The 23396-nt window shown below is 63.6% G+C and carries 25 protein-coding genes; 13 read left to right on the top strand and 12 right to left on the bottom strand.

Features of this window, described 5'->3' with window-relative positions; genetic code table 11:
* Nucleotides 1-374: 374 nt before the first annotated feature.
* Both I6F38_RS06405 and I6F38_RS06400 read right to left on the bottom strand, forming a co-directional pair.
* Nucleotides 375-803 carry a DoxX family protein gene (locus I6F38_RS06405; protein WP_016847325.1) on the bottom strand — a complete coding sequence of 143 codons (429 nt, stop codon included), beginning with the start codon at nucleotides 801-803 and terminating at the stop codon, nucleotides 375-377.
* A 196-nt stretch (nucleotides 804-999) separates the two neighbouring features.
* Nucleotides 1000-1194 carry a hypothetical protein gene (locus I6F38_RS06400; RefSeq protein ID WP_016847326.1) on the bottom strand — a complete coding sequence of 65 codons (195 nt, stop codon included), beginning with the start codon at nucleotides 1192-1194 and terminating at the stop codon, nucleotides 1000-1002.
* 152 nt (nucleotides 1195-1346) lie between these two features.
* Here I6F38_RS06400 and I6F38_RS06395 point away from each other — a divergent pair, with 152 nt between their 5' ends.
* Nucleotides 1347-1547 carry a hypothetical protein gene (locus I6F38_RS06395; protein WP_016847327.1) on the top strand — a complete coding sequence of 67 codons (201 nt, stop codon included), beginning with the start codon at nucleotides 1347-1349 and terminating at the stop codon, nucleotides 1545-1547.
* Between the two features lie 74 nt (nucleotides 1548-1621).
* Here I6F38_RS06395 and I6F38_RS06390 read toward each other — a convergent pair whose 3' ends face one another.
* The 3 genes from I6F38_RS06390 to I6F38_RS06380 form a co-directional block, all read right to left on the bottom strand.
* Entirely contained in the window at nucleotides 1622-2026 is a 405-nt protein-coding gene (locus I6F38_RS06390; protein WP_212056196.1) for a response regulator, read from the bottom strand.
* Between the two features lie 290 nt (nucleotides 2027-2316).
* Entirely contained in the window at nucleotides 2317-2508 is a 192-nt protein-coding gene (locus tag I6F38_RS06385; RefSeq protein ID WP_016847329.1) for a hypothetical protein, read from the bottom strand.
* 472 nt (nucleotides 2509-2980) lie between these two features.
* A complete protein-coding gene (locus I6F38_RS06380; protein ID WP_021080321.1) occupies nucleotides 2981-3775 on the bottom strand; it encodes a class II aldolase/adducin family protein in 795 nt (264 codons plus the stop codon).
* A gap of 186 nt (nucleotides 3776-3961) precedes the next feature.
* Between I6F38_RS06380 and I6F38_RS06375 the strand changes: the two genes are divergently transcribed.
* Nucleotides 3962-5458, top strand: coding sequence for a M81 family metallopeptidase (locus tag I6F38_RS06375; RefSeq protein WP_225159505.1), 1497 nt, complete (start codon nucleotides 3962-3964; stop codon nucleotides 5456-5458).
* Nucleotides 5455-6465: a glutathione S-transferase N-terminal domain-containing protein gene (locus tag I6F38_RS06370; RefSeq protein WP_225159504.1), complete on the top strand. Its 1011-nt coding sequence runs from the start codon at nucleotides 5455-5457 to the stop codon at nucleotides 6463-6465. The genes I6F38_RS06375 and I6F38_RS06370 overlap by 4 nt, the downstream gene beginning before the upstream one ends.
* Before the next feature lie 39 nt (nucleotides 6466-6504).
* On the opposite strand, the gene I6F38_RS06365 is transcribed toward I6F38_RS06370, so the two are convergent.
* The 5 genes from I6F38_RS06365 to I6F38_RS06345 all read right to left on the bottom strand — a co-directional run bounded on the left by I6F38_RS06365 (nucleotide 6505) and on the right by I6F38_RS06345 (nucleotide 12481).
* Complete coding sequence (locus tag I6F38_RS06365) at nucleotides 6505-7134, bottom strand: DsbA family protein (protein ID WP_225159629.1); 630 nt, start codon at nucleotides 7132-7134, stop codon at nucleotides 6505-6507.
* Nucleotides 7135-7641: 507 nt separating this feature from the next.
* Nucleotides 7642-9564 carry an NAD(P)-binding domain-containing protein gene (locus I6F38_RS06360; protein WP_225159503.1) on the bottom strand — a complete coding sequence of 641 codons (1923 nt, stop codon included), beginning with the start codon at nucleotides 9562-9564 and terminating at the stop codon, nucleotides 7642-7644.
* A 9-nt stretch (nucleotides 9565-9573) separates the two neighbouring features.
* Entirely contained in the window at nucleotides 9574-10347 is a 774-nt protein-coding gene (locus tag I6F38_RS06355; protein ID WP_225159502.1) for an SDR family NAD(P)-dependent oxidoreductase, read from the bottom strand.
* Nucleotides 10344-10988 (bottom strand): TetR/AcrR family transcriptional regulator, encoded by a 645-nt coding sequence (locus I6F38_RS06350; RefSeq protein ID WP_225159501.1) that lies wholly within the window; start codon nucleotides 10986-10988, stop codon nucleotides 10344-10346. The genes I6F38_RS06355 and I6F38_RS06350 overlap by 4 nt, the downstream gene beginning before the upstream one ends.
* On the bottom strand, nucleotides 10985-12481 hold the full coding sequence (locus tag I6F38_RS06345) for an AMP-binding protein (RefSeq protein WP_225159500.1): 1497 nt from the start codon (nucleotides 12479-12481) through the stop codon (nucleotides 10985-10987). Before I6F38_RS06345 ends, I6F38_RS06350 begins: the two co-directional genes overlap by 4 nt.
* A gap of 171 nt (nucleotides 12482-12652) precedes the next feature.
* On the opposite strand from I6F38_RS06345, the gene I6F38_RS06340 reads away from it, so the two are divergent.
* The 10 genes from I6F38_RS06340 (at nucleotide 12653) to I6F38_RS06295 (ending at nucleotide 21605) form a co-directional block, all read left to right on the top strand.
* The gene (locus I6F38_RS06340) at nucleotides 12653-13912 is read left to right on the top strand and encodes an ABC transporter substrate-binding protein (protein ID WP_038383532.1); all 1260 of its coding nucleotides are present in this window, start codon (nucleotides 12653-12655) and stop codon (nucleotides 13910-13912) included.
* A gap of 98 nt (nucleotides 13913-14010) precedes the next feature.
* Nucleotides 14011-14913, top strand: coding sequence for a branched-chain amino acid ABC transporter permease (locus tag I6F38_RS06335; RefSeq protein ID WP_225159497.1), 903 nt, complete (start codon nucleotides 14011-14013; stop codon nucleotides 14911-14913).
* The gene (locus I6F38_RS06330) at nucleotides 14910-15938 is read left to right on the top strand and encodes a branched-chain amino acid ABC transporter permease (RefSeq protein ID WP_225159495.1); all 1029 of its coding nucleotides are present in this window, start codon (nucleotides 14910-14912) and stop codon (nucleotides 15936-15938) included. The genes I6F38_RS06335 and I6F38_RS06330 overlap by 4 nt, the downstream gene beginning before the upstream one ends.
* Entirely contained in the window at nucleotides 15935-16714 is a 780-nt protein-coding gene (locus I6F38_RS06325) for an SDR family oxidoreductase (protein WP_069275405.1), read from the top strand. The genes I6F38_RS06330 and I6F38_RS06325 overlap by 4 nt, the downstream gene beginning before the upstream one ends.
* A 2-nt stretch (nucleotides 16715-16716) precedes the next feature.
* The gene (locus I6F38_RS06320) at nucleotides 16717-17475 is read left to right on the top strand and encodes an ABC transporter ATP-binding protein (RefSeq protein ID WP_075968244.1); all 759 of its coding nucleotides are present in this window, start codon (nucleotides 16717-16719) and stop codon (nucleotides 17473-17475) included.
* Nucleotides 17472-18188, top strand: coding sequence for an ABC transporter ATP-binding protein (locus I6F38_RS06315; RefSeq protein WP_075968245.1), 717 nt, complete (start codon nucleotides 17472-17474; stop codon nucleotides 18186-18188). The genes I6F38_RS06320 and I6F38_RS06315 overlap by 4 nt, the downstream gene beginning before the upstream one ends.
* Before the next feature lie 111 nt (nucleotides 18189-18299).
* A complete protein-coding gene (locus tag I6F38_RS06310; protein ID WP_016847344.1) occupies nucleotides 18300-19499 on the top strand; it encodes a CoA transferase in 1200 nt (399 codons plus the stop codon).
* A 16-nt stretch (nucleotides 19500-19515) separates the two neighbouring features.
* Nucleotides 19516-20292, top strand: a complete 777-nt coding sequence (locus tag I6F38_RS06305; protein ID WP_225159493.1) for an enoyl-CoA hydratase/isomerase family protein — start codon at nucleotides 19516-19518, stop codon at nucleotides 20290-20292.
* Complete coding sequence (locus tag I6F38_RS06300) at nucleotides 20292-20747, top strand: MaoC family dehydratase (protein ID WP_016847346.1); 456 nt, start codon at nucleotides 20292-20294, stop codon at nucleotides 20745-20747. Before I6F38_RS06305 ends, I6F38_RS06300 begins: the two co-directional genes overlap by 1 nt.
* Nucleotides 20748-20750: 3 nt before the next feature.
* The gene (locus tag I6F38_RS06295; RefSeq protein WP_225159492.1) at nucleotides 20751-21605 is read left to right on the top strand and encodes a CoA ester lyase; all 855 of its coding nucleotides are present in this window, start codon (nucleotides 20751-20753) and stop codon (nucleotides 21603-21605) included.
* An 86-nt stretch (nucleotides 21606-21691) separates the two neighbouring features.
* On the opposite strand, the gene I6F38_RS06290 is transcribed toward I6F38_RS06295, so the two are convergent.
* Together I6F38_RS06290 and I6F38_RS06285 are read right to left on the bottom strand one after the other, a co-directional pair.
* The gene (locus I6F38_RS06290; RefSeq protein ID WP_225159490.1) at nucleotides 21692-22843 is read right to left on the bottom strand and encodes an OpgC domain-containing protein; all 1152 of its coding nucleotides are present in this window, start codon (nucleotides 22841-22843) and stop codon (nucleotides 21692-21694) included.
* 164 nt (nucleotides 22844-23007) lie between these two features.
* Nucleotides 23008-23283 (bottom strand): hypothetical protein, encoded by a 276-nt coding sequence (locus tag I6F38_RS06285; RefSeq protein WP_225159488.1) that lies wholly within the window; start codon nucleotides 23281-23283, stop codon nucleotides 23008-23010.
* Nucleotides 23284-23396: the final 113 nt, after the last annotated feature.

Raw genomic sequence — 23396 nt, 5'->3', positions numbered from 1 at the left:
AGGTCATTGCGGTTCGGTCGCGACGAGCGACAACGCATTCTGGAATCCTCAACCTGACCAGCCCGGTTGGCGGTCTCCCTATGGGGCCCACGATGATCAAAGGTTTTGCGATTGCAGCCCTCGCGCTGCTAGGTGCATCGCAGGTAGACCAGTATCTCACCCACGGCCGATACACCGACGCCACCATGATGATGGTGAGACAGATGAGGCACTCCTTTGGGATTTAGCAGTCCCGGGCTCTATGCAACCTTAGGGGTTCCGCTCTAGTGAGGACGAGCGCAGGATGTACTGCGCCTTGGGCTTACCGGCGGCCCTAGCTACCTGAGCTAGGGCCGCTCCTCGGCTCGTCGATCCTCACATGACGTCGCTCAAGTTCATGCAGGCGCCTTTTGCAATCGTCGCTCCCAAGGCAGCGCCGGCACCTTCAATGCGAAGGCGCCATCGCCGAGCAGTGCTTGGGCGAGTAGCATCACCGCCCAGACAAAGGGCATTTCCCATCCGCCTTCGACGAACCAGAAGTTCTTACGGACCATCCAGAAGTGCGTGGCACCGAGCATCATCGGCAGCGTGTACAAGCTCACCCAGCGGGTATAGACGCCGAGCAGCAATAGGATGCTCGCCGCGAATTCCGCGCTCAACGTGTATGTGAGCACCCATTCTGGATATCCGGCTTTCAATAGGCCGTTCCACCAAAGACTGATCGGCTTCAAGATGAACTTGCCGTAGAGCGCCGCCAGGAACAGCCCGGCAATCGTAATCCGCAAAATGAACGCAGCGTAAGGCGCAGTCCTTTGGTCGATCATCGTATGCTCCCAATGAAGCGGAAGCGCATGGTCCGAAGGTCTACTGGCAGGAGATCGTCCGACGGAACGGCGCGACCGCAAATACTAATAAAAGAATGCAGCCATTGGAGGCGCTGCGCGCGATGCAGTCTATCCGTAAAAACCCGGACGCCCGGCCGTCTTAATTGGCGGCCGGGCTTTTGTGTGCCGATCGGTGCTAGTTCTTCTTGAGATCGCGCAGTTTACGCATGTAGTAGCCGTGGCTCTGGACCGCCTGTCTGATCTCCTCGCTGACCCTGACGACCCTCCTTCTGCTCTTGCGCCACTTACCTTGAGCGCTGACAGCCGGCACCGGAAAACCCTTTCTCACGACGAGCAGATCATGTCTGACATTGAAATACACCTCGACCATGCAATCTCCCAAAACCGTTGAAAGTATTGGTCCAGAGCAGATCGCCGTTCGCCGAAATGCAACCGGGTCTTTGGCGCTCGCCTGTGAATATCAAGGACAAGCCGCGTGCTCGTCGATCCCGAGACGGTATTTTCTGTTTGGATGTTGTTCGTATGCCGCACCCAACGACCAACGACTATCTGGACGAATATGATCGGGAGCTAGACGAGATCGTTGCCGCCTGCGACGGCGATGTGCGCAGCGCTCTGAGGGCTCTCTTGCTGGTCAACGAGCAGTTGGAGCGCATCCTAAATTGTTTGAACGCGGAACTGATCGAGCATGTGTCGCGGCATCGACGGCAGACGGTGCACTAAGCCGCAAATGGGCTCGGGCGAAACATGACGCAGCCTAGAATGCCGCCATCTGTGTCGCAAACCCGGTGGCGCGGCTATGGCAAGTCTTTTGGACAGAGCGGAGACGTGCCAACATTCAACAGTTGAGAGACGGCAGTCACCAATTGGGCAGGCGCAAATGGCTTCGTCAAAAGGATGCTGTTGGGCACGCCGTTCGCAGTCCATTGCTCGGCGCTGGCGCCGGTCATGTAAACGATCGGAAAATCGGGATGCATTTCTCGGACACGGCGAGCAAGCTGCCAGCCATCCATCGTATTCGCGCCGAGATTTACATCGGTGACGAGGGCTCGGTACTTATCTCCGCTGTCTCGCAACAAGCTCAACGCCTCATCGCCCGACGAAACGCCAAATGGCGCAAAGCCCGCCTCGCTAAGAGCACCGCTAATGAAGCTGTGGACCAAGTGCTCGTCATCGACGATTAGGATATCGATAGTGTCCAAGGGGCCACCTCCCGCCGCAGCGTTGAGCGAGTTCCAAATTGACGCCCTGGCAGGAAGATGGTTCCCTTCGGGACGCATAAAGTCGCTCCCCTCGGTTCTTGCGTTTCATCATTCGAGGGGCCGGCGGTGTTCTCCCGTGTCGATCCAGATGGACATCTCATCTGCCGGGGGCCTTGGGTAAGCCAAATGGCTTCGCACCGCTTTACAAAGAAAGGGTCCCACACGTGCGGGTCCCAAGACGCCCGCCTGGTATTCCGCACGTAATTCAGGCGACGAGACGTAGATTGGTCTCAGGTTGCTTTGCGAGGCTGCCAATGATCCGTCGCAACTCGGCCGCGACGCCGTCGATTTTCCTTCATTCGCGTCGAATGATTGTAGACCTTGCCGGTGACGGTGGGCACGGCGACCTCGGCCTTCTTGCTCGAGGAATGATCGAGGCAACGTGCGATCCACGCATCATCAAAGCCAAGATCGCCGGCCAAGGTCGCCGCCGTCCGCGTAGATCGTGCTGATCGCCGAGCGGGCAGGCGAAGACGTATTGCTCGTTCGATGCCCTGAGCGCCTCGCGGGCAATCTCGACCGCCAGGTCGGCACAGCGGCTGCTGGATCACTCGGCGCTTCTTCACCCGCTCGAGGGGTACGTCAAGTTCTACCCATTGCTCGGGGCCCATGGGTGCGATCGGCTCCCAACTTTCCCTACGCTCTCTTCAACAGGGAGGGCGGAACGAAGAGCAAAGCTCGGGCGAAACACGCCGCGAGAACGCGGATTTGTGACTCACAGATCGTGCAACAATTTCAGCGTCATCCCGGCGAAGGCCGGACCCATTACCACGAATGCGAATTGTTGCGCGACGCTGGGGCCACGGCCTGTTTTTCAACAAGGCTACCCTGTGGTTATGGGTCCCGGCCTTCGCCGGGACGACGAATGGAGAAAGCCTGCGCCGGCTTTCGCTTTCAATCCCGATACGACGGATCCGCCCGGTCGAGCTTGCGCAGCAGCGCGGGCCAGGCGAGTTCGCCGTTGCGGGCGGCGCGGCCGGGCTTCGGCAGCATCCGCTCATAGGTGTCTTCGAGGATATTTTGCGGCGGATAGATCAGCTTGGTGTTGCAGGACAGCGCCATCACCTGGGTCTGGCAGGCGCGCTCGAGGCGGAACAGCACGTTGAAGGCGGCGGGCACGGTACGGCCGACGACCAAGAGGCCATGATTGCGCAGGATCATCGCCTCGTTGTCACCGAGGTCGCGGACCAGGCGTTCGCGCTCGTCGACATTGTCGGCGATACCCTCGAAGTCGTGATAGGCGATGTGCAGGAAGCGCATCGAGGTCTGCGCCAGCGGCAGCAGGCCGCATTCCATCGCCGAGACCGCCATGCCGGCCGGGGTATGGGTGTGCGCGACGCAATCCATGTCGTGCTTGGCCATGTGGATGGCGCTGTGAATGACGAAGCCGGCGACGTTGACGTCGTAGTCGGTGGCGTTGAGCAGCGTGTTGCCCTCGACGTCGACCTTGATCAGGCTGGAGGCGTCGATCTCCTCATACAGCATGCCGTAGGCGTTGATCAGGAACTGGTCGGTGGTGCCGGGCACGCGGCAGGAGATGTGGTTCGCGATCATCTCGGTCATGCCGTACATCGCCGTCAGCCGATAACAGGCGGCAAGATCGACGCGGGCCTGCCACTCCTCTGCGCTCACCTGCTCGCGGACGGATTTGACGACCTTGATCGCGGGCGAGCTGACGGGGGGATTCATGGCGCTCTCTCCTTGAGATATCTGCGGGGCCGCGGCCCGATTGTTGCGGCGACCATAGCAGAATCCGCGCGGCGGCAAGCAGCGCTGCGCCTGCGTATTTGCAGGTCTGGCGGGCAAAAACCGAATGCGGATTGGCGCGCCGCGCCTTCAATGCCACAATGCGGAAAACAGCCGAGGCGCACCAAAATGAGCGATCGCAAGATACGTATCGCCGTCCTGCATTTCTCCCACGAAACCGTCTCGTTCCTGCCGAACGAGACCACGCTCGACGACTTCATCTATCCGGGCTCGCCGGCCAAAGGCGAGGCGCTGCTGCAGTTCGATCCTAAGAACTACATGGGCGGCTTCGTGCAGGTGGCGCGCGAGTTCTCCGAGGTCGAGCTGATCGGCATCGAATCCCCGCTTTGGCCGAAGACTTACACCGGATCCGGCTGGATCACAGAGGAAGCTTATCGCACCTTCACCGGCAAGATGATCACCGGATTGAAGGAGGAGGGACCGTTCGACGGCGTCTATCTGTGCCTGCATGGCGCGATGGCCGTGCGCGGCGTCCCGCGGCCGGAGGCCGATCTGGCGCGGCAGGTCCGCGACGTGGTCGGCCGCTCCGCCTTCATTGCGGCGACCTTCGATCCTCACGGCAACGAGGATGAGGCGTTCCTCGAGCACGCGGACATGGCGTTCGCGGTCAAATATTTTCCGCATTATGACGCGCATCTGCAGGGTGAACGCGCGGCGCGCATGCTGGTGCGGGCGATCCGCGGCGACTACAAGCCGGCGCACAGGACGATCAAGGTTCCCGTGATCTCGCCCACGGTGCTGCAATGGACCGGGGCGCGGCCTTGGATGGACCTCGTGCAGCGCGCGCTGGTCTGGGAGGCGCGCGAGGTCGACGTCTATGTCAACATCTTCTTCGGCTTCCCGTTCGCCGACGTTCCCGATGTCGGAATGACCGTTCAGGTTCTGACCAACGACAATCCAAAGCTCGCCGAGCAGGTCGCGCGCGATCTCGCCGGCACGATCTGGCGGCTGCGCGAAGCCTTGCTGCAATCGACCAAATTGCACAGCATCGCCGAGGGCGTCGCGCTGGCCAAGCAGGCCGTCGCCGCTGGCAACACACCGGTGGTGCTGGCCGATCACAGCGACCGGTCGGGGGCGGCGACCTGGCTACTGCGTGAGATCATCGCGCAGGACCTTGCCAACACCGTGATCGCGACCATTGCCGACGCCAGGGCGACTGCAAGCCTGAAGGCCGCCGGCGCCAAGGCCGGCGACGCCTTCGACATGGAGATCGGCGGCCGCGCCGACGAGTCGGCAGGCGATCCGGTTCGGATCCAGGGCACGGTTTCGGCGGCGGGCGAGGGCTATGGCCAGTTCTGGGTCTGCGTGCGCTTCGGCCGCAACAATGTGCTGATCCTGTCCACCTATCTGGTGCAGGTCATGGAGCCGTTTTCGCTGAAGGCGCTGGTGCCTGACATCGGCGCCTTCGACGTGATGGCGATCAAGTCGCGGGTCCATTTCCGGCGCGGCTTCGACGACAATGGATTTGCCAAGACGATCCTCCTGGTCGAACCCGACGAGCCGTTCCTCGGTACGACGCGTCTCGACAAGCTGCCGTACAAGAACGTCGATCTCGCGCAGTTCTACCCGTACGGCAATCCGGCATTTTCGGAGGCATCGTCATGACGGAAAACCGCTATCGCCTGATCGGCTCGACCGCCTCGCCCTATGCGATCAAGTTGCGCGCGCTGATGCGCTACCGCCGGATCCCGCACGACTGGGTGATCATGACCAAGGCTTTGCGCGAGGCAACCGCGCATCTGAAGCCGATGCTGATCCCGGTGCTGCAATATCCCGACGGCGGCTACCGCGGCGAGACCACGACGCTGGCCTATGATCTGGAGGCGCGACATCAGGGACGGTCGGTGATCCCCGAAGACAGGGCCATCGCTTTCATCTGTGATCTGCTCGAGGACCTCGCCGACGAATGGGCGGTGAAGCCGTTGTTTCTCTATCGCTGGTGGGATCCGGAAGATCAGGCCTATGTCTCGCGCTGGGCCGGCGAGGAGTGGTCGACATCGGAGGCCGAGGCCGGCAGCCGCGAGGAAATCGAAGAGTTCCGGCAGCGGCAGATTTCGCGCATGGTCATTCTCGGCGCGACGGATGAGAACAGGCCGCTGCTGGAGGAGAGCTACCGGCGGATGCTTGCGGCGTTCGAGCCGCATGTCGGCATGAGGAGCTATCTGTTCGGCAGCCGGCCGTCGCTGGCGGATTTTGCCTGGTTCGGCCAGCTCAGCGAGATGGCGACCGACCCGACCCCGATGCGGATCATGCGCGAGCGCGCGCCGTTCACCGATCACTGGGTGCGGCGGCTCGACGATGCATCAGGTGTCGAGGGTGACTGGTATCCTCGCGAGCAGGCGCTTGGCGGGTTCGCCGAGGCGCTGCTGCGGATTGCCGGTGAGCTCTATCTGCCGTTCCTTGCGGCCAACGCGGATGCATTCGCGAAGGGCCTTGAGCGGCTCGAAATCAATGTCTGGGGACTGTCCTATGCACTGGCGCCGTTCAAATATCAGGTCAAATGCCTGCAGCAGCTGCGCGAGAAGTTTGCCGCGCTCGATGCCGGCGAGCGCGCGGCGTTGAAACCGGTGCTGGAACGCACCGGGTGCTGGGCGATCCTGAACGGAGGCTGATCGATCAGCGACGATAGGCCGATTCGAAACGGTCGGCGCCTACGTCCGGTGCCGGTCGCCAAGCGCGATCGCAATCGTCTCCGGCTGCTTGATCCGCTCGATCAGCATATCGATGCGGTCGCCGCCCCAGAACAACTCGCCGTTGAACACCATGCTGGGCACGCCGAACACGCCGAGGGCTTCGGCCTCGTCGATGATGCGATCATGTTCGGCGCGGGCAGGGCCGCGAACATAGCCCTCGAAGGCCTCGGCGGAGCCACCGACCGCGGTGATCACGCCGGCTATCTCCGCCAGCTCGTCGATCTCCAGCTCGTGGTTCCAGAACCTCCGGAACACCGTATCGTGATAAGGCCGGAACAGCCCGTGACGCTGCGCGAACAGCATCCCGGCGCTGGCGTAGAAGGCGTCGTAGATCCGGCGCGGGCCCTTCATGGTCAGTCCCTGCGCGTTGGCGAACCGGCGCGCATCCATGTAGGCGTAGCGCACCTTGCGCCAAAAGTGCGGCGTACGCTCCTCGACTGTGCCCATGAATTCCGGAATGCGCAGCGTGTAGGGCAGCCATTCTAGCTCGACGGCGTATGTCTCCTCGAGTTCGAACAGCCGCTTGTTGGCGACATAGGCATAGGGAGACTTGTAGTCGGTGTAGATTCGGACCCGCGGCTTTTCCATCATCATTCCCCATCTCGTCGCGACAATTGTTCCCGATCCCGTGCAGGGGCGCAATGCGGCGTGACGAAGGGGAGATCGCGGGCAAACGAACGGGCCCCGGTGCAGTCAAGCATCGCGGGGCCCTGCTACTTCGTTTTAGCGAAGGATGTCTGGTATCGACCAGTGGTGTTTCGGGACCTAAAAGCGCGTGGCCTTTGCGCTCCTGTCCTGCGGATATGTTCAGATTGTCGGTGGCGCACGCGGCTAGCAGCTGCTGTTTGCCTCAACGTGCACCGGGACCTTGCCGCTGAGCAAGGTCGCTGGCTTGCGCCGGTGGCGTCATGCTCCTCTCCAAGGGGTGGTCCGACGGACATCTGTCCGCTTCTGCTGCCTGACGGCCGATCCCATAATCGTCCATCAATTCCTGCGACGCGAGGAGCAAGCGCTCCAGCACCCCAACAGGTGCAGTCAGCGAAATGCTGCGGCAGTTATGGCCATCTGTCAAGTTAACGAGCGAGGGAATTCAGGTCAGGAGTCCTGTCGCGACTTGGTCTTTCGGTATTGGGTGAAATCCGGATCGTGCGTCATCTTCCAGTAGTCGACGAAACGCCACGGCATGGCCGAGAACACCCGGCCGCTTCTGTTGCGGTAGTAGGTCGTCATGCCCGGATGCGTCCAGATCAGTTGCTCGTGCTCGGCGTCGACGTCGCGGATATACGCGTCATGCGCGTCGGGATGCACGTCGATGGCGGCGATGTCGTTCTCGATCATCTCGACAAGGCAGGCGGAGATGTAGCGGCTCTGGCACTCCGACTGGAAGATGACGCTGCCGCCATGCGCAGGCCCCGAATTGGGGCCGAGCATCAGAAAGAGATTGGGGAAATCAGGCACGGTGAGGCCGAGATAGGCGGTGGGATTGTCGTCGCTCCACGCCTGCTTGAGGTTCTTGCCGTCACGCCCGGTGATGTTGAGGCGTGCCGCCATCTCGGAGACCTTGAAGCCGGTCGAGATCACGATGACGTCGTGCTGCCGCGACGTGCCGTCGGCCGTGACGATTCCGTGTCGATCGAAATGGTCGATCTTGTCGGTGACCAGCTCGACATTCGGTTTGGTCAGCGTCTTGAACCAGTTGTTGTCGAGCAGGATGCGCTTGCCGTAGGGCGGATAGGTCGGCATGCATTTCTCGATCAGGTCGGGGCGATTCTTCAGCTCGGACAGGATGAAGTCGGCCAGCTCCTGGCGATGCCGGTCGTTGCCCTTGTTGACGGCGCGGTCCGGATGCGGCCAGGCCGGATCCTTGCGCAGGAACGGCAGCAATCCGTCGCCGTAACGCCAGAACATGTTGAAGCGATACCACTGCACATAGAACGGCAGATGCGCGAGCAGCCACTGCGCACCTTCGGTGATCGGATCGGAATAACCCTTCACCGGCCGCGCCCATTGCGCGGTGCGCTGGTAGACGGTGACCGAGGCGACGCGGTCGGCGATCGACGGCACCAGCTGCATCGCGGTTGCGCCGGTGCCGATCACGGCGACATGTCTGCCGTCGAGCTTGATGTCGTCGGACCACAGCGCCGAATGAACCTTCAAACCGGTGAAGTCCTCATCTCCCTCAAAGCGGGCAGGCAAGGGATCATTGAGCTGGCCGATCGCGCTGACCAGCGCGGTGGATTCAAAAGTTTCTTCGCCGCGGGCGGTCTTCAATGTCGAGATCCAGCGCCGCTTGCCTTCGTCCCAGCGCGAGGCGACGAGCTCGGTATTGAGGCGGAGGTGCTTGCGGATGTCGTATTCGCGCACGACCTTGAGCAGATAATCGAGCAGCTCCTGGCGCTGCGCGAAATAGCGGGTCCACGGATTGCGGGGGCCGAACGAGAAGGAATAGGAGTGGTTCGGCGTATCGACGCCGCAGCCGGGATAGCGGTTGACGTACCAGGTGCCGCCGATCTCGTCCTGCCTCTCGACAATCGTATAGGGGATGCCGAGCCGGCCGAGCGCGACGCCAAGCGCGATCGCGCAGACCCCGGCGCCGACGATCAGCACATGCTGCTGTGCCAGCTTCTCGCCAGAAGGGCGCTCGCGCCAGCGCGCGTCGCGTGGGATGAACCCCATCTCCTCCCGCATCAGCGGCGCATATTCCGGCGCGACATTGTCGCCGAGCGTCGCGCGCATCATCCGCAGCATCAATTCATTGCCGGGATCGGTGATGACGGGCTTCGGGGTGCCGTCTGCGAACAGGTTCAGGACCGCCGCGCGAATCTCGTCCTGGATCTCCTGAGGCACACCGGCGTCGGGATCCGGGATCAGACGGACGTCGCGCTTCGGCTTGTAGGGCGGCTCGAGCCACTTCTCGTCGCCGGTCATATGCACCAGCACCATCAGCAGCACGCGGATGTCACCCTCGGCGATGGCGGAGGACAGATCGAGGTGTTTGCGCGGAAGCTCGATATTCATGCGTTGTCCTCAGCTGCGTGGGGCTTCCGGCAGGCCGCCATAGGCGGCCCAGGTGGTGCCTGCGATGTAGCCGGCATCGACCGGCAGGTTGATGCCGGTGACGCCGCTGCTCTGCGGCGAGAGCAGCCATGCGATCGCCTGCGCCACTTCGATCGGCTCGACCAGCCGGTTCAGCGCGGTCGGGCGCGCCAGCAGATCCTTGTTCAGGGCGCCCGATGCGATGCCCGCCTCGAGCGCTGCCGTGCGGGTGAAGCCGGGCGACACCGCGTTGACGCGGACGCCGGAACGGCCCCATTCGGCGGCGAGCGTCTGCGTGATCTGGATGACGCCGGCCTTCGCCGCGGTATAGGCGTGGATCGGGCCCGACGTCATGCCGGCCACCGAGGCGACGTTGACGATCGCGCCATGCCGACGCTTCGCCATGGCAATGCCGACGCTGCGCGCGACCAAGAAGGTGCCGCGCAGGTCGATATTGACCTCGCGGTCCCATTGCTCCATCCGCACCCGATCGATCGTGTGCATCTTGCCGAACACGCCGGCGGCGTTGACGAGGCCGGTGATCGGACCATGCGCGGTCTCGATATCGGCGATGCCTGCGACAACGGCGCTCTCGCTCGCGACGTCGAACGGCGTCGGCCACAGGACGGCGGCTGTTCCAACCAGCGGCTCGGGCGCGATGTCGACGATAACGACGCGATGCCCCTGATCGGCGAGCAGTGTCGCGGTCGCCGCGCCAATGCCGCGGCTGCCGCCGGTGACGAGGATGCTGCCCTCAGCGCTCATGATTTTCTTCCCTTGTCGCTGGTGGTGAAAAGGCCGCGGGTGACCAGCTTTTGATAGGCCGTGATCACGTAGTCGGGCACCGCGGTGACGCCGCGCTCGGAATAGGAATAGCGGCGGCTGAGATAACCGCGCGCGCCCATCAGCACCTGGACGATGGCCTCGAATTCCTCGTCGCTGAACGCGTTGGTCGCACCCGCAGCCCGCGCGCGTTGCAGGATCCGCACATAGGCGCTCGAGATGTTGTCAAAATGCTTCTGGTAGCCGATCGGCGCGAAGAATTCGGCCTCGTTGAGGATGCGCAGGAATTCCGGCACCTCGCGGATGAAATCGAAGAAGGCGCCGAAGCGCTCGACCTCCTGCCGGGCCTCGCTCGCGGTGCCGGTGCGCGCATGGATGAAGCGGACCATGTCGAGGCCGATCTTCGGCAGCAGCTGGTCAAGCAGCTCCTGGCGGTTCTCGAAATGATTGTAGAAGGTGCCCTGCGCGACGCCGGCAGCTTCCGTGATGCGCGCGACCGAGGCTTCGGCATAGCCGTATTTGCCGACGACCTTGGTCGCGGCGTCGAAGATCTTCTGCTTGGTCCAGGCGTTGCGCTCGACCCGGTTGAGCTTTGTCACTTTGGCGGTTGTCGCTTGGGTCATGCGGTGGCCTCGAGTTCGGCGCGGAGCACGCGTTTGAGCACCTTGCCGGATGGATTGCGCGGCAGGCTGTCGCGGATGACGAGCTGCCGCGGCACCTTGAAACCGGCGAGCCGTGTCCGGCAGTGGTCGGTGAGACCGGCCAGGTCGAGCCTGGCGTCGTCGGCCAGCACCACGATCGCGACCGGCTTCTCGCCCCAGCGCGCGTCCGGCAGGCCGATCACCGCGACCTCGCGCACTTCAGGCATTTCGTAGATGACGCGCTCGACCTCGGAGGAGGCGATGTTCTCGCCGCCGGAGATGATCATGTCCTTCTTGCGATCGGTGAGATACAGGAAGCCGTCGTCGTCGAGATAGCCGACATCGCCGGTACGGAACCAGTCGCCGAAGAACGCGGATGCGGTCTTCTCCGGATCCTTCCAGTAGCCCTGCGTGACCTTCGGGCCGCGCAGGCAGATCTCGCCGTTCTGGCCGGCCGGCAGGCGCTTGCCGGCATCGTCGCGGATCTCGATTTCGACATGGGCGATGGCGCGGCCGGTCGAGCCGATCTTCTCGATCTCGCGGCCGGCGTCCATGAAGGTATCGCCGCCGCAGCTTTCGGTGAGGCCGTAGGCATCGATGTAGCGCGCGTTCTTGAAATAGTCAGAGAAGGCGCGGATGCGGACTTCCGGTGTCTTCTCGCCGCCGCCGATCGCCCATTGCAGGCTGGAGACGTCGTAGCGCTCGCGGTTCGGGCAGGTGAGGAGGGCCGTGGTCATGACCGGCGCGAACCACGCCGCGTTGAGCTTCTCCCGCTCGATCGCGGCGAGTGCGGGTTCAGGCTCGAAGGTGCGGTGAATGCACAGCATGCCGCCATGCCAGAGCACCGCGATGCCGGGCAGGTCGAGCGCGCCGACGTGATAGAGCGGACCGACGACGAGCAGCCGCGTGTCGGCGTTGAGCCCGAGCACCAAGGTCTGGTCGGCGGATTTCCAGTAGATGTTTTCGTAACTGAGCATCACCCCCTTGGGACGATCCGTCGTGCCCGAGGTGTACATCAGCCGCATCAGGTCGCGCGGCCCGCGCACATGGATCGGCGCCGGCGCGATGTCGGGCGCAAGGTTGGTGACGCTGGACTGCGCGACCTCATCGAGCAGCACGACCGGCGCGCCGCCGGTTGCGATCGCGGCAAACTCCTCGTCGGCGACCAGGAGGCGCGCGCCCGAATTGCCGACGATGTAGGCGACCTCATCGGCCGACAGACGATAGTTGATCGGCAGGAACACCGCGCCGATATGGCTGGTCGCGAACACCAGCTCGAGAAAGGCGGTGCTGTTCTTCATCAGCACGGCGACGACGTCGCCGGGCGCGATCCCGCGCGCCGCGAGCCAGCCGCCGACCTGCCGGATCCGCAGATCAAAGTCGGCATAGGAGACGTCCTCGCCGCGATATTTCAGCGCACAGCGGTCCGGAGTCCGCCGGGCATGAAATGCGATGAAGCTGGAAAGGTTGATCATTTGCCGCCCACGGGGCCGATTCCGGCGCCGTTTTCTCCCTAGATGAATTATGAGTCGTAATTCATCTTTGGCTTGACGTCACCCCCCTTGCTCTGAAAACATCGTGGCCATGGAGACGAAACGATCTCCGGCAGGGATTTTGGGAACGCGAACCCGACAGGGAGGGGAATGATGAAGAGGACCCGGAAACCGGGCATCACCCGGCGCTCGACGCTTGCGCTGATGGGCGCCGGTGCGGTGAGCTTTGCCGCGCCATGGGTGGCGCGCGCACAGGCCAAGACGATCAAGATCGGCATGCCGACCATTCTGTCGGGCCGCGTCGCGCAACTCGGAACGTCCTCGCGCAACGCGGTGCTGCTGGAGGTCGAGAAGGTCAACGCCGCCGGCGGCCTTGCCGGACGGCAGATCGAGATGGTGATTCGCGACTCCAAGGGACAGCCGCAGGAGGCCGCGCGCATCGCGCGCGAGCTCGTCAACACCGACGGCTGCGAGATGCTGCTCGACGGCGAAGCGTCCTCGGGATCGTTCGCGGTTCACGAAGTGGCGCGCGATCTCGGCGTGCTCTGCATCCACACCTGCTCGGAAGCGTCATCGCTGACCGCCGATCCCAAGCAGCACATCCCGAACGCCTTCCGTTGCGTGCGGCAAGGCATTCACGACTCGATCGTCGGCGCCAGCTACGCGGCAGGGATCGCCAAGGCCAAGGGCCTGAAGAAATGGGCGACGTGTTCGCCCGACTACGCCTATGGCCGCGACACCACCGGCGAGTTCGTGCTGTACCTGAAGAAGTTCGCGCCCGACGTCGAGATCATCAGCGAGTCCTGGCCAAAGCTGTTCCAGCCCGACTACACCGAGGTGGTGACGAAGATCCTGCAGGCCAAGCCGCAGGCGCTCTATTCCTGCCTGTGGGGCGGCGATCTCACCTCCTACATCGACCAGGCCAACATCTACGCGATGTTCACCCAGATGGAAGTGTTCGCGGTCAACATGGCCGACTACACCGCACTCACGGTGGTGAAGAACCTGCCCAAGGGCATCCACTCCGGCGACCGCTATATCAAGACATTCCCGCCGACGCCCGAAAATGCGGCCTGGGGCGATGCCTACAAGGCCAAGTACAACGAGTATCCGACCAACTGGTCGTGGCAGAACGCCACGGCGGTCATGTTCCTCAACGAGGCCGTCAAGAAGGCGAACTCGACCGACGGCAAGAAGGTCGCGGAAGCGCTCACCGGCCTCACCATCAAGTGCCCGTTCGGCGCCGACGGCACCGTCACTATGCGCGCCGACGACCACACGCTGGTCGGTTACGCCATCGGCTGGGGCACCACGATCCCGCAGGAGCCCTACGTGCCTGATGTGAAGGCCGGAGACTGGAAGACCATCTTTGAGCTCGAAGCCGAGTGGAAGAAGAGCAAGGGCTACACCTGATCCGCATGTCGGGCGGAGGCGGCAATCTGCTGCCTTCGCCTCGCATCTGATGTTTGTCGCGCGCCGACGTTGCGGCCCGCCGTGATGGATGATTTTCCGTGGACCTCGACGCGCTCGCCAGTTGCCTCGCCAGTTCTGCCTGTCTGGTGACGCAAACCACCAGCGGCCTGATCATCGGCATGCTGCTGTTCCTTGTCGCCGTTGGGCTGACGCTGATCTTCGGCGTGCTCAAGGTGGTCAATTTCAGCCACGGCGCCTTCTATATGTTCGGCGCCTATTTCGCGATGACGGCCTATCAGCTCACCGGCAGCTTCGCGCTGGCGATGCTGAGCGGCGCCGCCGGCACCGCGATCCTCGGCCTGATCTTCGAGCGCGTGTTCATGAGCCGGGTCTACGGCCGCGACGTCTTGATGCAGCTCCTGGTCTGCTACGCCTTCGTGCTGATCTTCGACGATGTCGTCCGCATGATCTGGGGGCCTGAATTCAAGTCGATGGGCATGCCGGCCGCGTTCCAGGTGCCGCCGCTGTTCGTCGCCGGCGGCGTGGTGCCGCCATACTATCTGCTCTTGATCGGGGTGGCGCTCGCCGCGGCCGTTGTTCTCGGCCTGGGGCTGGCGCGCTCCAGGATCGGCAAGGTGATCCGTGCGGCTGCGCATAATCCCGGAATGGTTTCGGCGCTCGGTATCAATACTGGGCTGATCTATGGCGGCGTATTCGCGCTCGGCGGCATGCTGGCGGGACTGGCGGGAGCGCTTGCCGCGCCAGTGCGCTCGCTGACGCCGGGCATGGGCTTCTCGGTACTGATCGAGTCCTTCATCGTGACCGTGATCGGCGGCATGGGCTCGATCCTCGGCGCGTTGATCGGCGCGCTTTTGATCGGCCTGATCCGCTCCTTCGGATCGCTCGGCTTCCCGCTGTTCACCGAGGGCTTGATGTATCTCTTCATGGTGATTGTGCTGGTCTCGCGCCCGACCGGGCTGTTCGGCAAGGAGGTCGCATGACCGAATTGCAGGCCGGGCAGAGCACGCAGCCCCTCGATGTTACCCGGATCGACGCCAGGCCGCAGCGGTACCGCGATGTGCTGATCGCGCTCGTGGCCTTTGTCCTGCTCGCGCTGCTGCCGTTCATCTTTGGCAGCAAGCAGCTGCTCGACTTCGTGATCCGCTGTGCGGCCTATGGATTGTTCGCGACGTCGCTCAACCTTCTGGTCGGCTACACCGGTTTGATCTCGTTCGGCCACGGCATGTTCTTCGGCCTCGGCGCCTATGGTTTCGGGCTGATGATGCAGAAGACCGGCGTGCCGATCCCGGTGGCCTTCGTCGCCACGCTGGCGATGACCCTGGTCGTCGCCGTCGTCATCGGCGCGATCTGCGTGCGGCTGAAGGAAATCTACTTCGCGTTCGTCACGCTGGCATTCCAGATGCTGATTCACTCGACCATCCTGTCGTGGCAGTCGCTGACCGGCGGCGACCAGGGTTTGCGCGGCGGGATCCCGAGGCCGCCGTTTCTCGGCATCGATCTGTCGAATCATCTGCATCTCTACATCACGAGCTGCGCCCTGCTGGTGATCGGCCTGCTGCTCATGCGCCAGATCGCGCAATCGCCGTTCGGCTACACGCTGCGCATGATCCGCGACAACGCCACGCGGGCGAGCTTCATCGGCATCGATGTCTGGCGCGCCAAGCTGACGATCTTCGTGCTCGCTGCGCTGTTCGCGTCGACCGGCGGCATCATCATGGCGCTGTTCGTCTCCGGCGCCTATCCCGAGTTCGCCTATTGGACGATCTCGGGCGAGGGCATCTTCATCAACATGCTCGGCGGCGTGACAACCTTCCTCGGACCGATGGTCGGCACGGTGCTGCTGCTGATTCTCAACGATACCGTTACCCGCCTGACGGAGTATCACGGCATCGTGCTCGGCATCGTGATCCTGTTCTTTGCCATCGGCCTGCGAAAGGGCCTGATGGACTTTGTCGTCGAATGGTTCGCGCAGCGTCGCGGAGAGGCCGGGGAGCGCGCGCCATGAGTGCACAGACGCGGATCAGCGTCGTAACCGGCGGCGCCAGCGGCATCGGCGCGGCGTGCGTGCGTGAACTCGCGGCGGCCGGCGATCTCGTCGCCGTTCTGGACCGCGACCTCGCCAAGGCGCAGACGGTCGCGGCGGAAGTCGGCGGCAAGGCGTTCGCGGCCGACGTGGCGGACGAGCGCAGCGTCGAGGCCTGTGCCGCCGCGATCGAGCGCGACTGCGGCCCGGTCGCGGTGCTGGTCAACAGCGCCGGCATCATCCAGGTGCCGGTCCGGCCGCACGATCTGCCGATGACCTCCTGGGACGACGTCGTGCGCGTCGACCAGCGCGGCACCTATGTCGCCTGCGTTGCCTTTGCGCGGCAGATGATCGCGCGCAAGCGCGGCAGCATCGTCAACATCGCCTCGATTGCCGGTATGCGCTCGATGCCGTTGCATGCCTATGCGCCCGCCAAGGCGGCGGTGATTGCCATCACCGAATGCCTCGCGGCCGAATGGGGGCCCTCCGGCATCCGCGTCAATGCCGTGTCCCCGGGCTATACGCTGACGCCGGCGCTGAAGAATGCCATCGATCGGGGAGAGCGAGATGTCTCGGCGCTGGCTGCCAATGCAGCACTTCGCCGCCTCGTCGATCCCTCGGAGATCGGCCGCGTCGTCGCATTCCTGGCCTCCGACGCGGCCTCGGCGATGACCGGCGCCAACGTGCCGGTCGATTGCGGCTGGCTTGCCGGCACGTCGTGGAGCACGTATGGCGGTCTACGGGAGGCGAGTGGCTAGCCATGCTGGAGATTCGCGGACTCTCGAAATCCTTTGGCGGCGTCAAGGCGACCGACAACGTCTCGCTCGACTTCGCCGACGGTTCGCTCACCGCCGTGATCGGTCCCAACGGCGCAGGCAAGAGCACATTCTTCAACCTGATCACGGGCGCGCTGCAACCTGATGCCGGGCAAATCTTGCTCAACGGCGTCGACATGGCGGGCAAGGCCCCGCCGGAGATCGTGCGCCATGGCATCGGCCGCGCCTTCCAGGTCGCGAGCATCTTCCCGTCGCTGACGGTGGAGGAGACGATGCTCGCTGCCGTCTGTGCCGATCAGCGCCGCGCCGGCGTGATGCATCGCCGGTTTCCGCTGGCCGAGACGCGCGACCGCGCCGAGCATGCGATGGAGCTGCTCGGCCTCGCCGGTAAGCGCAACCGGACCGCGGCGACGCTGTCGCATGGCGACCAGAAGCTGCTCGATATCGCGCTCGCGCTGGTGCTCGAGCCCAAGGTGCTGCTGCTCGACGAGCCGACCGCGGGCATGGGTACCGAGGAGCGCTGGCGCATGATCGACAAGGTGCGCGAGCTCTGGGAAAAGCAGAAGATCACCGTCGTATTCATCGAGCACGACATGGACATCGTGTTCAAGATTGCGCCCCAAATCGTCGTGCTGTGCTACGGCCGGATCCTGGCGACCGGGACGCCGGACGCGATCCGCAGGAACGATGCCGTGATCGAGGCCTATCTCGGCAGCGACGACCACGCGGGAGCGGTGGCATGAGCGCGCAGCCGGTGGTGCAGGTCGAGGACCTCGACGTCTATTACGGTACCAGCCAGATCCTGTTCGGCGTCGGCCTGTCGGTGCGGCAGGGCGAGACCATGGCGCTGCTCGGCCGCAACGGCGCCGGCAAGTCGACCACCATGAAGGCCATCATGGGACTGGCGCCGGCGCACCGCGGCAGGGTGACCCTGCGCGGCCAGGTGGTCTCGGGAATGCGGCCGCATCACATCGCGCGGGCCGGGCTCGGCTTCGTGCCGGAAGACCGCCAGATCTTTCCCGAGCATACGGTGGAGGACAATCTCGTCATCGGCCAGAAGAAGGGGCCGGATGGCGAGGACGAGTGGTCGATCCGCCGCGTCTATGACGTGTTCCCGCTGCTCGAGCCGCTGCGGCACCGGATCGCCGGAAGGCTGTCCGGCGGCGAGCAGCAGATGCTGGCGATCGCTCGCACGCTGATGGGCAATCCGGTGCTGCTGCTGCTGGACGAGCCGAGCGAGGGGCTGGCGCCGATCATCGTGCAGCGCATTGGCGAACTGCTGCGGCAGCTCCGCGGCACCGGTGCCACAGTATTGATCGCCGAGCAGAACATGCATTTTTGCCTTGGCCTTGCGAGCCACGCGACGGTTATCGACAAGGGACAGATCGTCTACACATCCTCCATCGAAGAGCTGAAGGCCAACGACAACATCCGGCAGCGCTATCTGGCGCTGTAGGGCGTGATCCGGGAAAAAGCGCGCGGCGGTTTTGCCTCGCGACAAACGCGCAGCGTTTGCGCGGGGATCATGCCCAAAGGACAGGGCTCTTCGACAGCGATGGGAGGACAAATGGCGGGCAAGCTGACGCCGACGCATGAAGCGCCGTATCGCGGGCTGAAGGTACTCGATTTCGGGCAGGGGATTGCCTCGCCTTATTGCGCGATGCTGCTCGGTGTCTACGGCGCCGACGTGATCAAGGTCGAGCCGCCGGAGGGCGACTGGTCGCGCTATCTCGGCACGACCTACGGCAATCACACGACGCTGTCGGCGGTCTACAACCGCGGCAAGCGCAGCCTGTGCCTCGACATGAAGCACAAGGACGGGATCGCGATCGCGCAGCGGCTGGCGCGCGAGGCCGATGTCCTCATCGAGGGCTTTCGTCCCGGTGTCGCAGAGCGGCTCGGGCTCGGCTATGAGGGCCTGTCGCGCGGCAATCCCGGCCTGGTCTATCTGTCGGTCAGCGGCTTCGGGCAGAGCGGCCCGTACGCCAAGCGGCCCGGCTCGGATTCGGTGGCGCAGGCGTTCTCGGGGCTGGTCTCGGTCAATGTCGGCGCCGATGGCGTGCCGCATCGGGTCGGCACCACGATCTCCGATGTCGTCACCGGCGTCTATGCGTTCCAGGCCATCGCCACGACGCTGTTCGCGCGTGCGACCGTCGGCACCGGCCGCTGGATCGACGTCAATCTCTGCCAGTCGACGTCGGCGCTGCTCGGCCACAAGGTGGCGGAGTTCATCCTCGAGGGCGGCGCGCCGCGCGCGCTGAACGTTCCGGCCGGCACCTACCAGACCCAGGACGGCTGGATGATGGTCACCCTTGTGAACGAGCCGCAATACAAGCGGCTGTGCGGTGCGATCGGTCGTGAGGACCTCGCCGGCGATCCGCGTTTTGCCGACTTCGCCCGCCGCGCCGACGCGGCCGACGCGCTGATCCCGCAATTGCGCGAGGTGTTCCTGACCCAGGCGACGGATGCCTGGCTGACGCGGCTGCATGCGGCCGATATCATCGCCGAGCGGATCCTCAATCCCGGCGAATGGCTGCGCAACGTCCATGTCGAGGCGACCAGGGCGTCGGTGCGTCAGGACACACCCGGCGTCGGCGCGGTCTACACGCCACGCACGCCGGGGATCGCGGGCCTGTCCGAGGATCACCTTTGCCCCGCGCCTGACGTCGGGCAGGATAGCCGCGCCGTGCTGACGGAGGCCGGCTTCGGTTCCGCTGAGATCGACGGCCTGCTGCTGTCGGGCGCCGTGCGGCAGGCCAAGAGCTAACGGGAGGCAACACATCATGAGCACCGACCTCGTTCGTTACTCGGTCACCGACCAGATTGCGGAGATCGTGCTGGATCGCGCGCCGGTCAACGCACTCAGCATTCCCCTGATCGATGCGCTGCTGGCGGCGCTGGCGAAAGCGCGCGATGACGACGCAGTGCGCGCCGTCGTCATCAGCAGCGCCCATAAGGTGTTTTGCGCCGGCCTCGATCTCGACATCGTCAGGGGCAAGCCCGCGATCGAGACCAAGACATTCCTCGAGCGGCTATACTTTGCGTTGAACGATACGCAGTATCGCATGGGCAAGCCGACCATTGCGGCGATCGATGGCGCGGTACGCGCCGGCGGCATGACGATCGCGATCTCCTGCGACATGATTGTCGCGGGCGACGGCTCGACCTTCGGCTATCCCGAGATCGATGTCGGCCTGATCCCGGCGATCCATTTCGTGCAGTTGCCGCGGCTGGTCGGAAAGCACCAGGCATTCGGCCCGCTGTTCCTTGGCGAGCCCTTCGATGCCGCGACCGCCTTTCGCATGGGGCTGCTCAGCGAGGTGGTGCCGAAGGGCACCGCGCTCGCGCGCACCCGCGAGATCGCACGCAAGCTCGCGGCGAAATCGCCGATCGTGATGAAGATCGGCCGCGACGCCTTCATGCGGGCGGTCGATGCCGATTTCCGCCGCTCGGTAGAAAATACGGCGGAAAGCTTTGTTGTGGTCGCATCGACGGAAGACTGCCAGGAAGGGCTGAATGCGTTCGTCGAGAAGCGGGCGCCCAACTACAAGGGACGGTAATGGCTGGATTGTATTTCGAGGAGTTCGAGATCGGGCAGGAATTCCATCACGAATTCAGCCGAACCGTGACCGAGATGGACAACACCATGTTCAGCCTCCTGACCATGAACCCGCAGCCGTTGCATATCGACGCGCATTTCTCCGAGAAGACCGAGTTCGGCCAGCGACTGTTCAACAGCCTCTATACACTCGGCATCATGATCGGCATGAGCGTGTACGACACGACGCTGGGAACCACCGTCGGCAATCTCGGCATGACCGACGTCAAGTTCCCCAAGCCGGTGTTCCATGGCGACACGCTGAAGGCGCACACCAGAATCATCGGCAAGCGCGCCAGCAAGTCGCGGCCGACCCAGGGCATCGTCGAGTTCGAGCACACCATGACCAACCAGCGCGGCGAGGTGGTGGCGAGCTGCCGCCGCACTGGCCTGATGCACTGCAAGCCGAAGGCGTAAGCGATGCGATCGTTCCTGTTCGTTCCCGGCGACAGCACCCGGAAATATGAAAGCGCGAAGAAGACCGCAGCCGATGCGCTGATCCTCGACCTCGAGGATTCCATCGCGCCGGACCAGAAGGTGGTTGCGCGGGGCATCACGCGCCAGATGCTCGATGCGCGCAATCCGGAGCAGAAGCTTTATATCCGCGTCAACGCGCTCGACACCGATCTGACGCTCGGCGATCTCGCCGCCGTGATGCCCGGCAAACCCGATGGAATCGTGCTGCCGAAATGCGCCGGCGCCGCCGACGTCAACCGGCTCGCGCTCTATCTCGACGCATTTGAGGCGGCCTCTGACATCGCGCAGGGCACCACGCGGATCGTGACGGTCGCGACCGAGACGGCGCGGGCGGTGCTGAAAATCCTCGATTTCGAGAACATGAGCCCGCGGCTGTGGGGCATGATGTGGGGCGCGGAGGATCTCGCGGCCTCGCTCGGGGCAACGCGCAACCGCAGTGATGGCCGCTATCACTCGCCCTTCATCCTGGCGCGCGATCTCTGCCTGATCGGCGCGGCCGCCGCCGGCGTCGTCGCGATCGACACCATCGCGACCGACATCAACGATCTCGATGCTTTGAAGGCCGAGGCGGTCGCCGCGCGCCAGGATGGCTTCCTCGCCAAGGCCGTGATCCACCCCAAGCACGTCGACATCGTCAATGCGGCCTTCATGCCGACGGATGAGGAAATCGCATGGTCGGAGCGGGTGATCGCCGCGTTCGCCAATAATCCATCGGGAGTCGCCAAGATGGACGGCAAGATGCTGGACAAGCCGCATCTGCGCGCCGCCGAGAAGATCCTGGCGTCGCGCAGGAAATAGTCGGGGAGGCGGGCTCGATACCGCGATGTTGCGCTATAGCGAGGCGCGGCTGCGGCGGTCGCTGGCGATCGACTAAACCGCAGGAATCAGGAATGAGCGACGGCCGACTTGCCGTCCTGCTGCTTCGACCACGAGACGTAGTAGGCGACGGCCGTCATCGCCGCGATACCGGCGATGCTGACCGCGACCTGCCTTGCCAGTGAGTATGGGCCCGTAATCAGGATCAGATGCGCAGCGAATGAGAGGAAGACGCCTGCACAGAACACGGCCAGCCATTCCTCGCCGCACTTGATGATCGGCTGCAAGGCGGGAGATCGCAGGTATTCCCAATCGCGCGGCACCAGCCAGCTGAACAGGAATGTCAGGACCAGGAAGTGCAGGATGCGATGAGGCGCGATCTCCTCCCGGTCGTTTGGCAGCAGCACATCGCTCAGCCCACTCGGCATCATTTGCGCGAGTGCCGGGATATCGCTGATCGAGACAATTGTCAGGGCGAACAGCAGATACAGCAACGCCATGGCGCGCAGCGCGGGAGCCGCCTGCATCGCGCGGATCGCGGGCGTATATCGCGCGCCGATCAGCGCGAGCCAGCCGCCCATCACGAACAGCAATTGCCAGCAGAACGGATTGAGGTACCAGTCGCCATACGGATATGACGACAGGTTCCAGTTGAGCAGCCGGCCGGCCGCGTAGAGGGTCACGGACGCGACGACCGTCGCGTTCGGCACGTACAACAGCCCGAACACGATGATGGGCTGGAACGCCATCAAGGCAATGGTGAGTTGCAGCACGTCGAGATTGAGCGGCTTGGCCTGCAGGAACAGGCCGTAGATCAACGTCCGGATCGGGTGGTCGATGAATCCGGTGATGTTGAACTCGCTGATGATCTCGGGCGCCGCGGTCCGGGTGGCGACATAGCTGATCAACTCGACATAGATCACGAACAGAACGATATAGGCGGCGTAGAGCTGCCATACGCGCTTGAAGATGCGGGTTGCGGCCACCAGGAATCCGCGTTCCAGCGTCATCCTGGCGTAGATGAGCGTCACTGCGTAGCCGCCCACGAATACAAAAAGGTCGGTTGCGCCGCTGAAGCCGAAGTTGCGCATGGTCAGCGCGCCGACGACGTTGTGCGGAATATGGTCCAGAAACAGAAACCAGTTTGCGATGCCAAGCAGCAGCGCGATCCTGAGATCGCCATCGGCTTTCGCGATCTCGGCGTTTGTTGTCGAAGTCATCTGAAGCTGAAATTTGCCGGCCCGAGAAACGAATCGCTAGTCTAGAGGGAACCCGCGCCTGGTCCGAATAGACTTTGCGTGAACCCTATCTAGTCTGTTTCGGGTTCCGGCCAAGTGGCCGGCTCAAGAAAGATCACGTTTCCGCAATCAACTCGTGAGCGGTGTCAGACCGGCCCGTGTTTGCGCAGGTCGCGGGCATGATCCAGCGTATTGGCTTGCAGGTTCGCGCCGGTCACGGGGAGTTCCGGCAAGGCGGCCTCGGCCAGCAGGTCGTCCGTAACATCCTCGACCGAACGCTCGGCAATCTCGTGAATGAAGCTGATGTTCGTATATTCGCCCGAGGCGATTCGTGAGACGACGTCGCGTCGTTTCATGTCGGGATCGACGATCGCCTCGCGGCCACGGCGGCCATAGTCGATCATCACGACGAAATACTGCATTGCCTGATCGTTCGATGTTCTGACTGTCACTGTGTATTATTTCCGATAATCGGAAGTATGTCAAGGTGAATTGTCGAAAACCGAAATTCAGGCGTGCGGCGGCCGGCCCGATT

It is taken from the genome of Bradyrhizobium sp. BRP56 (genome assembly GCF_020194035.1).
In the GTDB taxonomy this organism is placed as follows: Bacteria; Pseudomonadota; Alphaproteobacteria; order Rhizobiales; family Xanthobacteraceae; genus Bradyrhizobium; species Bradyrhizobium australafricanum.
This window is presented reverse-complemented; position numbering and strand designations above follow the sequence as displayed.

What these genes read in the sequence shown, in the direction of transcription:
- I6F38_RS06405 (WP_016847325.1), bottom strand. Translation starts at nt 803, where the DNA reads ATGATCGACCAAAGGACTGCGCCTTACGCTGCGTTCATTTTGCGGATT.
- I6F38_RS06380 (WP_021080321.1), bottom strand. Translation starts at nt 3,775, where the DNA reads ATGAATCCCCCCGTCAGCTCGCCCGCGATCAAGGTCGTCAAATCCGTC.
- I6F38_RS06325 (WP_069275405.1), top strand. Translation starts at nt 15,935, where the DNA reads ATGAGTGCACAGACGCGGATCAGCGTCGTAACCGGCGGCGCCAGCGGC.
- I6F38_RS06375 (WP_225159505.1), top strand. Translation starts at nt 3,962, where the DNA reads ATGAGCGATCGCAAGATACGTATCGCCGTCCTGCATTTCTCCCACGAA.
- I6F38_RS06290 (WP_225159490.1), bottom strand. Translation starts at nt 22,843, where the DNA reads ATGACTTCGACAACAAACGCCGAGATCGCGAAAGCCGATGGCGATCTC.
- I6F38_RS06285 (WP_225159488.1), bottom strand. Translation starts at nt 23,283, where the DNA reads ATGCAGTATTTCGTCGTGATGATCGACTATGGCCGCCGTGGCCGCGAG.
- I6F38_RS06345 (WP_225159500.1), bottom strand. Translation starts at nt 12,481, where the DNA reads ATGATCAACCTTTCCAGCTTCATCGCATTTCATGCCCGGCGGACTCCG.
- I6F38_RS06315 (WP_075968245.1), top strand. Translation starts at nt 17,472, where the DNA reads ATGAGCGCGCAGCCGGTGGTGCAGGTCGAGGACCTCGACGTCTATTAC.
- I6F38_RS06395 (WP_016847327.1), top strand. Translation starts at nt 1,347, where the DNA reads ATGCCGCACCCAACGACCAACGACTATCTGGACGAATATGATCGGGAG.
- I6F38_RS06340 (WP_038383532.1), top strand. Translation starts at nt 12,653, where the DNA reads ATGAAGAGGACCCGGAAACCGGGCATCACCCGGCGCTCGACGCTTGCG.
- I6F38_RS06355 (WP_225159502.1), bottom strand. Translation starts at nt 10,347, where the DNA reads ATGAGCGCTGAGGGCAGCATCCTCGTCACCGGCGGCAGCCGCGGCATT.
- I6F38_RS06360 (WP_225159503.1), bottom strand. Translation starts at nt 9,564, where the DNA reads ATGAATATCGAGCTTCCGCGCAAACACCTCGATCTGTCCTCCGCCATC.
- I6F38_RS06310 (WP_016847344.1), top strand. Translation starts at nt 18,300, where the DNA reads ATGGCGGGCAAGCTGACGCCGACGCATGAAGCGCCGTATCGCGGGCTG.
- I6F38_RS06300 (WP_016847346.1), top strand. Translation starts at nt 20,292, where the DNA reads ATGGCTGGATTGTATTTCGAGGAGTTCGAGATCGGGCAGGAATTCCAT.
- I6F38_RS06350 (WP_225159501.1), bottom strand. Translation starts at nt 10,988, where the DNA reads ATGACCCAAGCGACAACCGCCAAAGTGACAAAGCTCAACCGGGTCGAG.
- I6F38_RS06305 (WP_225159493.1), top strand. Translation starts at nt 19,516, where the DNA reads ATGAGCACCGACCTCGTTCGTTACTCGGTCACCGACCAGATTGCGGAG.
- I6F38_RS06400 (WP_016847326.1), bottom strand. Translation starts at nt 1,194, where the DNA reads ATGGTCGAGGTGTATTTCAATGTCAGACATGATCTGCTCGTCGTGAGA.
- I6F38_RS06295 (WP_225159492.1), top strand. Translation starts at nt 20,751, where the DNA reads ATGCGATCGTTCCTGTTCGTTCCCGGCGACAGCACCCGGAAATATGAA.
- I6F38_RS06320 (WP_075968244.1), top strand. Translation starts at nt 16,717, where the DNA reads ATGCTGGAGATTCGCGGACTCTCGAAATCCTTTGGCGGCGTCAAGGCG.
- I6F38_RS06370 (WP_225159504.1), top strand. Translation starts at nt 5,455, where the DNA reads ATGACGGAAAACCGCTATCGCCTGATCGGCTCGACCGCCTCGCCCTAT.
- I6F38_RS06330 (WP_225159495.1), top strand. Translation starts at nt 14,910, where the DNA reads ATGACCGAATTGCAGGCCGGGCAGAGCACGCAGCCCCTCGATGTTACC.
- I6F38_RS06365 (WP_225159629.1), bottom strand. Translation starts at nt 7,134, where the DNA reads ATGGAAAAGCCGCGGGTCCGAATCTACACCGACTACAAGTCTCCCTAT.